We start from the raw sequence: 10,310 nt of genomic DNA on the forward strand, positions 1-10,310 counted from the left end.
TCCTTGGGCTACTGCGTTTTTTACAGGTAAATCGTGCCTTGCATGTACAGCACGGCCTTGCCGGAAATAATCACCCGGTCACCCTGGAGTTCACAGCGCAACTGGCCCTTACGCTGGCCGCCTTGTTCGGCGCTCAATTGCGGCTTGCCCAGGCGCTCGGCCCAGAACGGTGCCAGCGAGGTGTGCGCCGAGCCGGTAACCGGGTCTTCATTGACGCCCACATTCGGGCCGAACCAGCGCGAGACAAAATCAAACCGCGTGCTCTTGGCGGTCACCGCAATACCGCGTTTAGGCAGGCCTTTGAGTCGCGCAAAGTCCGGTGCGAGGGTCGCTACCTGCGCTTCATCTTCCACCAGCACAATATAGTCGTCGGTGCCAAACACCTCGGCGGTTTCAAGCCCCAGGGCACTCAACATGCCGTGGGGCGGCTCGCAGCGTTCGGGTTTCTTTGCCGGAAAATCCATCGCCAGCTCATCGCCGTTGCGCGTTACCCGCAACTCGCCGCTACGGGTGGCAAAGCGCAGAACCTGCGGGGCGTCCGCCAATTTGTGGATCAATACCCACGCGGCTGCCAACGTGGCATGGCCGCACAGGTCCACCTCAACTTCCGGCGTGAGCCAGCGCAACTCATAGAACTCGCCACGGGGTACAAAGAACGCGGTTTCCGAAAGATTATTCTCGGCCGCGATCTGCTGCAGTTGCTCGTCGGGCAGCCACTCGGTGAGCGGGCACACTGCTGCCGGGTTGCCGCCGAAGGGATGGTGGCTGAAAGCGTCGACTTGGTAGATGTCCAGTTGCATCGGGGGCGCTCCGTGTTCAGGGGAGGCTGGACACTAACAGTGGGGTAGGGGGGCGTCAAAATACAGTTAGGGAGTTTTTTGCGCGCATAAAAAAACGGCCTACCTTTCGGTAAGCCGTTTTTAGTACTTGGTGGCTACACAGGGACTTGAACCCCGGACCCCAGCATTATGAATGCTATGCTCTAACCAACTGAGCTATGTAGCCAAGTGGCGCGCATTATTCGCTTGGAACGGCAATGCGTCAAGCGTTTTTGTTGAATTTTTTTCTACGCTTTCAACTGTTTAAGCCAAAGCCCTAGTTTTGGCGACGGGCGGTGACGAATGCGTTGTGGATGAGGGGAGTGGAAGCGCTTGGCGTTTTCGAAGGTTTACTCGCAGGCCATGTCCGACAGTGTTGGGCAGATATCCCTGTCGCCCAACACATGACTGGCTAACTCAACTTACCGATGCAGTGGGGTGTGGGTGACGCGCTTGAGCTGTTCGCGGGCCCGTGACAGGCGCGAGCGCACGGTGCCGATAGGAATGTCCAGTACGTCGGCGGTGTCCTGGTAACTGCCGTCGGTTTCCAGCGAGGCGTACAGCGTTCTGCGCATCTCGGTCGGCAAGTGGTCAATCGCACTCAGGGTATTTTCCAAGCGCCGGTTGACTTCGAACTCCCAGTCCAGGCTGTGGTTTTCTTCATGGCCATGCCACAGCGACTCGTCGAATTCGCAATGTGCAGGCTTGGCATACAGGCGCCGGAAGTGATTGCGGATCAGGTTCTGTGCGATGCCGCACATCCAGGTGCTGAGTGTCGCGGTACCACTGAAACGTTCGCGATTGCGCCAGGCCTCCAGGTAAGTCAATTGCAAAAGATCATCCGCGTCTTCCGGGTTCAGGACCCGTTTGTGAATGAAACGGCGAAGTTTTTTCTGTTGATCGTCTGTCAGATGGAGCATGAATTGAGGCGAACTGCCACCAAGGTGAACGAGGGCTTCAATAGGGATATTCATGATTTTTCCTTAAGGTAGACGCAGTCGAAATAGTTTCGGCGGTTACCTCTTTTGCACTGCCTGTGCCAAAGGAGAATCACTGTGTAACTATATGATTTATATAAATAAATACGTTATGGTCGCGGTGTTTTTGTGCAGTAATTTGCAAAAGGCACCAGGGACCTGTGCAGGTTTTTTCATCTTGTTGGATGAGTGAGTTTCAGTGGAACCATCTGGGCGGGCCTGACCACATATGGACACTCTCTTCCTGTACTGGCCTGCCCATGAAAGTCGAATCTACCAACGAAGTGCCAATGACCCCGCGAGTGGAACTCCCCACCGCTAGCCCGGCCGCCAAGCCTGAGCCAGGCCAAGGTGTCGATGATCTTTCTCTGCACTTCAGTCAGGAGGTGGAATCCAGCAGTCGTACGTTGGATAAGCGCGTAATTGACGTGCGTGTGCCTCCTGTCCAGGTGCTCGCGCAGCTCTATGAGCAGTTGGGGCATCCGGCCCAGGAAAGCTTTGCCGCGGTAGTACGTCGAATCAGGCAGAAATTACTCACGCAACCCAGCATCGATACATTGCTGGGGCTCACTGGCGGTGATCCGGCACGCACCTTCGTGGTACTCAAGGCGGTGTGCGGGCAGGCCGAGGCCGACGTGCGCAACTCCGAAGCCGACCTGGCGCGGGATGCAATTGCCAAGTTGGAGATCCGCTTCAAAGGGGAGATCCAGGCGGGCCTGAATATTGCCATGGCCTTGCATAAGAAGAGTGGCGATCCAGAAGAGCTCCAGGCGCTGCGCGCGCTCTATTACGCCAGTGTGGTGACACGGCAATCCCTGGCGACCATGATGCACGCGCTGCTCGGCATCTACAGTGACGACCGTTTTGCACATGGGTTGAAAATGATGTCCAGCGCCCTGACGGCCGACATTGCCGCCCATGTGTCCTCGGTCCCTACGGCAATGTTGCGCACCTTGCTGACGGGACTGGGCAAATGCGGCGCATTGAGCGGGGTGTTATGCAGCTGTCGTGAGCTGATTCAGAACCTTGCGATCGAAATGCATGCGGTAAGCCTGCTGCGACGCATGCTGGGTTATGCAGACACCGGCATCGTGACAAATGAAGTCATGCGCCTGGCTGAAGATATGGGGGGCAGCACATCAAAACTCGTGTCTCTCAATGCGCTTTATAAGCTGTTTCAAAAGTTGCCCGAGGCCTTGTGGCCGGATAGCAAATCACGCCAAGAGGCGCTGCACAATTTCCTGCTGGTGATGGACGAGCTTGCCCGCCTCGAAGGCATACGCCCTGGTTTTCCTAATTCGACTATCCTGGCGTGAGCGTGCTGTCCACCCTCAACGGTGTACTGCTCAAGGTGGCGCAGCGTGCCGAGGTCTTGGGCGCCGTGGTGATCATGGCCATTGTGTTCATTTTCATCGTGCCGCTGCCTACCTGGCTGGTGGACATTCTGATTGCGCTGAATATCTGTATTGCCTGCCTGCTGATCATGCTGGCGCTTTACTTGCCCGGGCCTTTGGCGTTCTCTTCCTTCCCGTCGATTTTGTTGCTGACCACCATGTTCCGCCTGGCGTTGTCGATCGCAACGACGCGCTTGATCCTGCTCGAACAGGACGCCGGCGATATCGTTGAGGCCTTCGGTAATTTCGTAGTGGGCGGCAACCTGGCTGTTGGGATGGTGATCTTTCTGATCCTGACCCTGGTCAACTTTCTGGTGATCACCAAGGGCTCTGAGCGGGTTGCCGAAGTGGCGGCGCGCTTCAGCCTGGACGCAATGCCGGGCAAGCAGATGTCCATCGACAGTGACTTGCGTGCCGGCTTGATTGACGGCGTGCAAGCGCGGGACAAGCGTGAGCAGTTGTCCCGCGAGAGTCAGCTGTTCGGGGCCATGGATGGTGCCATGAAATTCGTCAAGGGGGATGCCATCGCGGGGTTGATCATCGTTGTGGTCAACCTGTTGGGCGGCTTCTCCACAGGTATGTTCCAGCACGGCTTGAGCGCCGCCGATTCAATGGCGCTGTATTCGGTGCTGACGATTGGCGATGGTCTGATTGCGCAGATACCGGCGCTGTTGATCTCTCTCACCGCCGGCATGATCATTACCCGCGTGGCGCCGGAAGGGCGCAAGGGCATCACGAACATGGGCGCCGAGATCGCACGCCAGATGACCAGTGAGCCCAAGAGCTGGATGATCGCCTCGGTGGCCATGCTGGTGTTTGCGATCGTGCCTGGCATGCCGACCCTGGTGTTTATTCTGCTGGCGATGATGACCGGCGCCTTGGGTTATTACCTCGACCGTCGGCGCCGACGTGAAGCGCAGCCAGAAGCCGAAGCCGTCGAAGCCGTGCGGCCTGAAGAAAATGGCAAAGAGGATCTGCGCGGGTTTGATCCGTCCCGGCCTTATCTGCTGCAGTTTCCCTCGGCTTTGCGCGGTACGCCTGAGGTGACCGATCTTATTCACGGAATCCGTCAGGTTCGAAATTCCCTGGTTGCCAACATTGGCCTGACGTTGCCGCCGTTTGAGGTCGAGATCGATGACTCGCTGGACGATGATGAAATGCGCTTCTGCGTCCATGAGGTACCCATGGTCAAGGCGTCGGTGGTCCAGCGCGTTGCCGTGGAGCGCAGCGCCCTGACGGTTGAGCCTGAGCATGGCGTACCGGGATTGGCCGAGCGCAATGAACAGGATTGGCTCTGGCTGCCACCCGACGACCCACTGCTCAATGACGCGCAGTTGGAGCGCTTCACGGCGACGAGCCTGATCGTCGACCGCATGAAGAAGGCGATGATGCTCAGCGGGCCGCAGTTCCTGGGGATTCAAGAGAGCAAGTCGATCCTCAGTTGGCTTGAGAACAACCAACCCGAGCTGGTGCAGGAACTGCAACGCATCATGCCGATCTCGCGCTTTTCGGCGGTGCTGCAACGCCTGGCCAGCGAAGGGGTTCCGCTGCGGGCCGTGAGGTTGATTGTCGAATCGCTGATCGAATATGGCCAGCACGAACGCGAGCCGGAAGCACTGGCTGACTATGCGCGCATTGCCCTCAAGTCGCAGATCTACCACCAGTACAGCGAGGCCGATGGGCTGCATGCCTGGCTGTTGTCACCGCATACCGAAAACATCCTGCGCGAGGCGCTGCGCCAGACCCAGACCGGGGTGTTCTTTGCACTCGACGGCGACAATAGCGCTGCGCTGGTCAACCTGCTCAACCAGGCCTTCAGCGCACGGGCAAAAATAAAAAGTGTGTTGTTGGTGGCGCAGGATTTGCGCAGCCCCTTGCGCACCTTGTTGCTTGAGGAGTTCAACCATGTGCCGGTGTTGTCTTTCGCCGAGCTGGGGAGCACTTCCAAGGTCAAGGTGCTGGGGCGTTTTGACCTTGGCCAGGATGAGTTGATGCACGGGACATTGGCATGAACACAGCGCTACTTGCAGAGTACGGGGGGGCGTACTGATGTTCGAACTCCGAGTGTTGGATGGTTTGCATCAAGGGGCCGCGCTGCCTCTGTTTGGTGAGCAGTGGAGCCTTGGCGCCAACGCGGACGCTGATCTCTTGCTGGATGATCCCGGTATCGCCGAGCACCACGCGCGCCTGCTATTGCTCGAAGGGCGCTGGTCGGTGCAGGCTGAAGCGGGGCTGCTGAAAAACGGCGATGGGCAAATGTTGGCGCAGATCGGCGATCTGGCACTCAACACGCCGTTTATGATTGGCCCCGTCAGCTTGTGTGTCTGCCCTGCCGATCATCCTTGGCGGCAGGCATCGGTGCTCAAACCGCCCCGGCCGGCAACGGAGCCCTTGCCCCAGGCGCCATTGCCGCTGACGCTGTCTTCCATTCCCTTGTTGCAGCAAAAACGCTTGGTCAGCCTGGTTCTGCTATGCGCCGTGATCATCGCTGCGGTCGGCATTATCTTCAGCGGTGAGCGTGAGGCCCAGGCATCGCTGATGCCGGCGGTCATTCAGAAACCCGGGTTGGACTCACCCGCTGAGGTGCGTCAGCAACTCATGAAGATGCTCAACGAACGTGAATTGCTCCAGCGCGTCAGCTTGCAGATCGTCAATGGTCAGATTGCCCTCAATGGTGTTGTTTCCCAGGATGAAGTGGAACTGATTGCGCGCATGCTCGACCGTTTTGCCGAGCAATTCGACACTGTGGTGCCGGTGCTCAGTCGCGTACGGGTACGCGAAGGCAGGTTACCGTTCAAGATCTCGCAGATAGTGGGTGGCCCGAATGGCCACGTGGTGCTGGAGGAAGGAAGCCGCTTATTCGTGGGTGATGAAGTGGATGGCCTGCGCCTGGTTTTGATCGATAACAGCAAAGTGGTTTTTGACGGCGAGCAACGCTATGAGGTGGGCTGGTGAAGGGGTCGCTGCAGGAGCGTCTGGAGGCCTGGCAACTGAACCAGTCACAGGCGTTGAGCAGTTTCGCGCCGGTGACAATGCTCGGTCGTATCCAGCGCGTGAACGGCATGCTGCTGCAGTGCCGGTTGCCGCAGGCACGTATTGGTGACCTATGCAAAGTCGAAAAAGGGCCGGGCGACTACATGCTCGCCGAGATCATCGGGTTCGATCAGCGCGATGCGGTGCTCAGTGCCCTGGGCAACCTTGAAGGCGTACGTGTAGGCGCCAGCGTCGAGCGGTTGGGGGTTCCGCATCAGGTCCGGGTCGGTGATGAGTTGTTGGGGCAGGTGCTGGATGGTTTTGGCCGCCCGATTGCGGGCGATGGTGTGAGCGCGTTCGTGGAAGCGGACACCCCTGGGGCGACCACAGTGTTATGCGAGGCGCCTCTTCCTACCGAACGGCCGCGGATCAACCGCGCACTGGCTACGGGGGTGCGCTCGATTGATGGCCTGATGACCCTGGGGGAGGGCCAGCGTGTCGGGCTGTTTGCCGGAGCCGGTTGTGGCAAGACCACCTTGTTGGCCGAAATCGCCCGTAACGTGGAGTGCGATGTGATCGTATTCGGTCTCATCGGGGAGCGGGGCCGGGAACTGCGCGAGTTTCTCGATCATGAACTGGATGAGCAGTTGCGTGCCAAGGCCGTGTTGGTGTGTGCAACCTCCGACCGCTCAAGCATGGAGCGCGCGCGTGCCGCTTTCACGGCAACTGCGCTGGCCGAAGGTTTCCGGCGCAAGGGCCAGCGGGTGCTGTTGCTGATCGACTCTCTGACCCGTTTTGCCAGGGCCCAACGTGAAATCGGCCTGGCTGCCGGTGAACCCTTGGGGCGCGGTGGTCTGCCGCCGTCGGTCTACAGTTTGCTGCCACGTCTGGTGGAGCGTGCCGGCTTGACCCGTGAAGGCGTGATCACGGCCATCTATACAGTGTTGATCGAACAGGACTCCATGAACGATCCGGTAGCGGATGAGGTGCGCTCTCTGCTCGACGGTCATATCGTCCTGTCGCGCAAGCTGGCCGAGCGCGGCCATTACCCGGCGGTCGATGTCCTGGCCAGCCTTTCGCGGATTCTAAGCAATGTTGCCGAGCCCGTGCATATCCGTGCCGGCACGGCGCTACGACGCTTGCTGTCGGCTTACCAGCAGATCGAGCTGATGCTCAAGTTGGGGGAGTATCAGCCCGGCAACGATGCACTCACCGACCTGGCTGTTGACAGTCGGCAGGCGGTAGATGGCTTTCTGCGCCAGGACTTGCGCGAACCTTCGCCGCTTGCCGCCACCATGGACCAATTGGCTGAGCTGACCGCCCATGTCCCATTCTGAAGTGTTACCGGCTGAAATCGATACCCTGCGACGTTTGCGCCGACACCGTGCAGACCGCGCCGAGCGTGCGCTGCGTGAGGCAAAAAGGGCGCAGCAAGCGCTGGTCGCGCATATCCGGGAGGCGCAGGAAGTCCTCGAGCAAACCCGCCTGGAAGAGGCCCGGCAATGCGCGCAGCTGTTGAGTCAGCACCAGGGGCAGGTGGTGACGTTCAAGGCGCTGAAAAACTGGAGTGCCAAGGAGCGGCAATTATCGGCGGGTACCCGGCGTGAAGAAGGCCAATTGTTGCAACTCCAAGAGCAGCAGCAAGAGCGGGCTGCACGGGTCGGCCAGGCGCAGAAACACGTCACCTTGTGCTTGCGCCAGGTAGAAAAAATACAAGAGTTATCTGAGTTACTGAGGCAGGAGCCGATATGAAACAGGTTTCAGTTAGTCCGCCCGAACGTCAGCGTCCACGAGAGTCTCGCGATGATCGTGCACCTGAATTCGGTACCCTGGTGCCTTGGGAGCAAGGGCGATTGTTCGCCCGGTTGTTTGACGATGGTGGCCAGGAAAGCGGGGGGTATGGAGCGTCTCTGAACGGAATCAAAGCCTCGGGCGATGTCGCCATGATCGGGGCACTGACCGAGCAGTTGGCGCCGCGAATGCTCGTTGGTTCGCAATGGCCGTTGATGGCTGTTTTTCACCTGGGCCGCCTGGGGCGGATCAACGCCAGTATCCGTCGGGAGCAGGGGGGCTGGAATGTCGAGCTGCATGCAGAGCAAGACAATACGGTGCACTGGCTCAGTGGTGTACGCCAACAATGTGAGCAACGGTTGGCGCAGAGCCTGCGCCAGCCTGTCAGTTTGTATCTGGCAAAATCGACGTAGGCATGATGCTGCCACCTTTGATACTTCCCAGATTCAAAACCGATATTGCGGTTGCCCGGCAGCGCTTGGGGCAAGGGTTGTGTATGCCGTTCGAGGTCGCTGGGTCGAGTGGCGAGTTGAGAATGGAGCCTGGTACTGCTCCTGTGGGCATCCAGCCGCTCTGCTTCGAAACCGCCTGTGGCGTCTTGGCCTTCAGTGAGCCAGGACCACAGTTCAGCTTGATGGGTGAATGCCCCGTGACGCTCGAGCAGGCCGGGAATGATCCGGACGCCTGGTTCTGGGAGTTGTTCCAGCATCATCTAAGCCCTCAGGTGCAGGCGTTGTTTGGGTACCTGCGTTTGCTGCCAGGCGCTCGCCCCATGAACTTTGGTTGTCGACTCTGCGTGACGCTTGGGGCCTCTCGCGTGGCGGGCTATCTGTGGCTGTCTGTCGAGAGCTTTCTGGCGCTATGCAAGGCGGGGCCGTGGCGATCCAGGGCTGAGCCGATGCCGGCGCAGTTTCGGCTGGCGGTTGACGTAACGCTTGGGCACCTGCGGTTGTCCATGCACCAGCTGCGCGGCTTGCGGACTGGTGACGTGCTGGTGCTTGAGCGAGCCTTTTTCAGTGCGTCGGGAACCGGCCACGTGCAGGTTGGCAAACAGCGCCTGGTGGGCTGGATCGACGCTGAATCCGGGCCGATGCGCCTGACCCTTACTTCTATCGAGGATATGTTTGTGGATGAGGATTTTGCAACACAGCCCTACTCAGAGCATGAGGATGAAACAGCGGTGATGGATGTGTTCGGGCATGAACCATTCGACGAGCTGAGCATGGCGCTCAATGTACGGTGCGGTACGCTGAACCTGACCCTCGGCGAATTACGCAACCTTGCGCCCGGCGCGGTGTTGGGGGTTGCCGGCTATGCCCCCGGCACTGCCGGTCTCTATTACGGCGACCGCCCCCTCGGCCTGGGCCAGTTGGTTGAAGTGGACGGGCGACTGGGGCTGCAGATGTCTCGCGTGATCTTTTCTCGATGAATAGTTTCCAGGGAATAGATCCGGTCGTCCTGGCAATATTTCTTGGGGCACTGTCGTTGATGCCCATGCTGTTGGTCGTCTGCACGGCGTTCCTGAAGATCGTGATTGTGCTGATGATCACCCGCAATGCCATCGGTGTGCAGCAGGTGCCTCCGGGCATGGCCATCAATGGTATTGCCCTGGCGGCAACCCTGTTCATCATGGCGCCTGTAGGCTATGAGATGGCCGAGATCGTCAAGGTGTCGCCCCTGGACCTGACCAGCGTAGGCGCACTCCAACAGACGGGAATGGAGGCGATCAAACCATTGCGCACCTTCATGCTGCGCAACAGTGACCCGGATATTCTTACCCACCTGTTGGAAAATGCCATGCGCATGTGGCCGGCGCAGATGGCGCAGGAGGTCCAACGTGAGGACCTGATCCTGCTGGCGCCGGCCTTTGTGCTGTCACAGTTGCAGGCGGGGTTCGAAATCGGCTTCCTGATCTATATCCCTTTCATCGTGATTGACCTGATCGTTTCCAATCTCCTCTTGGCTTTGGGTATGCAAATGGTCTCGCCCATGACCATTTCCCTGCCGCTCAAATTGCTCTTGTTCGTGATGGTCTCCGGGTGGTCGCGGTTGCTCGACAGCCTGTTCTTTTCCTATCTCTGAGTGACCTATGGAACCCATCGTACTGTTCAAGCAGGGCATGTTGCTGGTAGTCATGCTGACGGCGCCGCCGCTGATCGTGGCGGTGGTGGTGGGGGTCATGACCTCCCTGGTGCAGGCGCTGATGCAGGTCCAGGACCAGACGTTGCCCTTCGGTATCAAGCTGGTGGCAGTGGGGATCACCCTGATCATGACCGGTCGCTGGATCGGTGTGGAGTTGATCCAGTTGATGAACTTGACCTTTGACATGATCGGTCGATCGGCCCTGCACTGAGGTC

General features: G+C 59.0%; 11 protein-coding genes and 1 tRNA gene. 9 read left to right on the forward strand and 3 right to left on the reverse strand.

The window, feature by feature from the left end; translation table 11 throughout:
- Window positions 1-20 precede the first annotated feature (20 nt).
- From HBO10_RS27290 to HBO10_RS27300, 3 genes are all read right to left on the reverse strand, one after another.
- Window positions 21-800, reverse strand: a complete 780-nt coding sequence (locus tag HBO10_RS27290; RefSeq protein ID WP_034128107.1) for a PhzF family phenazine biosynthesis protein — start codon at window positions 798-800, stop codon at window positions 21-23.
- A 128-nt stretch (window positions 801-928) separates the two neighbouring features.
- Window positions 929-1,005: transfer RNA gene (locus tag HBO10_RS27295), tRNA-Met, on the reverse strand.
- A gap of 235 nt (window positions 1,006-1,240) precedes the next feature.
- Window positions 1,241-1,792 carry an RNA polymerase sigma factor gene (locus tag HBO10_RS27300; protein ID WP_034128106.1) on the reverse strand — a complete coding sequence of 184 codons (552 nt, stop codon included), beginning with the start codon at window positions 1,790-1,792 and terminating at the stop codon, window positions 1,241-1,243.
- A 263-nt stretch (window positions 1,793-2,055) separates the two neighbouring features.
- Here HBO10_RS27300 and HBO10_RS27305 point away from each other — a divergent pair, with 263 nt between their 5' ends.
- From HBO10_RS27305 to sctS, 9 genes are read left to right on the forward strand one after another with little or no spacing between them, the layout of a single operon-like run.
- Window positions 2,056-3,111 (forward strand): TyeA family type III secretion system gatekeeper subunit, encoded by a 1,056-nt coding sequence (locus tag HBO10_RS27305; protein ID WP_034128105.1) that lies wholly within the window; start codon window positions 2,056-2,058, stop codon window positions 3,109-3,111.
- Window positions 3,108-5,201: a type III secretion system export apparatus subunit SctV gene (sctV, locus tag HBO10_RS27310; RefSeq protein WP_034128104.1), complete on the forward strand. Its 2,094-nt coding sequence runs from the start codon at window positions 3,108-3,110 to the stop codon at window positions 5,199-5,201. The genes HBO10_RS27305 and sctV overlap by 4 nt, the downstream gene beginning before the upstream one ends.
- Window positions 5,202-5,238: 37 nt before the next feature.
- Window positions 5,239-6,144: an FHA domain-containing protein gene (locus HBO10_RS27315; RefSeq protein WP_034128103.1), complete on the forward strand. Its 906-nt coding sequence runs from the start codon at window positions 5,239-5,241 to the stop codon at window positions 6,142-6,144.
- Window positions 6,141-7,499 carry a FliI/YscN family ATPase gene (locus HBO10_RS27320; protein WP_034128102.1) on the forward strand — a complete coding sequence of 453 codons (1,359 nt, stop codon included), beginning with the start codon at window positions 6,141-6,143 and terminating at the stop codon, window positions 7,497-7,499. The genes HBO10_RS27315 and HBO10_RS27320 overlap by 4 nt, the downstream gene beginning before the upstream one ends.
- Window positions 7,486-7,914 carry a YscO family type III secretion system apparatus protein gene (locus HBO10_RS27325; protein ID WP_034128101.1) on the forward strand — a complete coding sequence of 143 codons (429 nt, stop codon included), beginning with the start codon at window positions 7,486-7,488 and terminating at the stop codon, window positions 7,912-7,914. The genes HBO10_RS27320 and HBO10_RS27325 overlap by 14 nt, the downstream gene beginning before the upstream one ends.
- Window positions 7,911-8,366 (forward strand): type III secretion system HrpP C-terminal domain-containing protein, encoded by a 456-nt coding sequence (locus tag HBO10_RS27330; RefSeq protein ID WP_034128100.1) that lies wholly within the window; start codon window positions 7,911-7,913, stop codon window positions 8,364-8,366. Before HBO10_RS27325 ends, HBO10_RS27330 begins: the two co-directional genes overlap by 4 nt.
- 2 nt (window positions 8,367-8,368) lie before the next feature.
- The gene (locus HBO10_RS27335; protein WP_034128099.1) at window positions 8,369-9,382 is read left to right on the forward strand and encodes a FliM/FliN family flagellar motor switch protein; all 1,014 of its coding nucleotides are present in this window, start codon (window positions 8,369-8,371) and stop codon (window positions 9,380-9,382) included.
- Window positions 9,379-10,035, forward strand: a complete 657-nt coding sequence (gene sctR / locus HBO10_RS27340; RefSeq protein ID WP_034128098.1) for a type III secretion system export apparatus subunit SctR — start codon at window positions 9,379-9,381, stop codon at window positions 10,033-10,035. Before HBO10_RS27335 ends, sctR begins: the two co-directional genes overlap by 4 nt.
- A gap of 7 nt (window positions 10,036-10,042) precedes the next feature.
- Entirely contained in the window at window positions 10,043-10,306 is a 264-nt protein-coding gene (sctS, locus tag HBO10_RS27345) for a type III secretion system export apparatus subunit SctS (RefSeq protein WP_034128097.1), read from the forward strand.
- Window positions 10,307-10,310: the final 4 nt, after the last annotated feature.

The organism is Pseudomonas sp. WS 5503 (genome assembly GCF_012985385.1).
GTDB lineage: Bacteria > Pseudomonadota > Gammaproteobacteria > Pseudomonadales > Pseudomonadaceae > Aquipseudomonas > Aquipseudomonas paracarnis.

Bases quoted from the DNA above. Each gene is read 5' to 3' on its own strand.
- sctR (WP_034128098.1), top strand. From the start codon at position 9,379: ATGAATAGTTTCCAGGGAATAGATCCGGTCGTCCTGGCAATATTTCTT.
- HBO10_RS27335 (WP_034128099.1), top strand. From the start codon at position 8,369: ATGATGCTGCCACCTTTGATACTTCCCAGATTCAAAACCGATATTGCG.
- HBO10_RS27305 (WP_034128105.1), top strand. From the start codon at position 2,056: ATGAAAGTCGAATCTACCAACGAAGTGCCAATGACCCCGCGAGTGGAA.
- HBO10_RS27330 (WP_034128100.1), top strand. From the start codon at position 7,911: ATGAAACAGGTTTCAGTTAGTCCGCCCGAACGTCAGCGTCCACGAGAG.
- HBO10_RS27300 (WP_034128106.1), bottom strand. From the start codon at position 1,792: ATGAATATCCCTATTGAAGCCCTCGTTCACCTTGGTGGCAGTTCGCCT.
- HBO10_RS27315 (WP_034128103.1), top strand. From the start codon at position 5,239: ATGTTCGAACTCCGAGTGTTGGATGGTTTGCATCAAGGGGCCGCGCTG.
- HBO10_RS27325 (WP_034128101.1), top strand. From the start codon at position 7,486: ATGTCCCATTCTGAAGTGTTACCGGCTGAAATCGATACCCTGCGACGT.
- sctS (WP_034128097.1), top strand. From the start codon at position 10,043: ATGGAACCCATCGTACTGTTCAAGCAGGGCATGTTGCTGGTAGTCATG.
- HBO10_RS27290 (WP_034128107.1), bottom strand. From the start codon at position 800: ATGCAACTGGACATCTACCAAGTCGACGCTTTCAGCCACCATCCCTTC.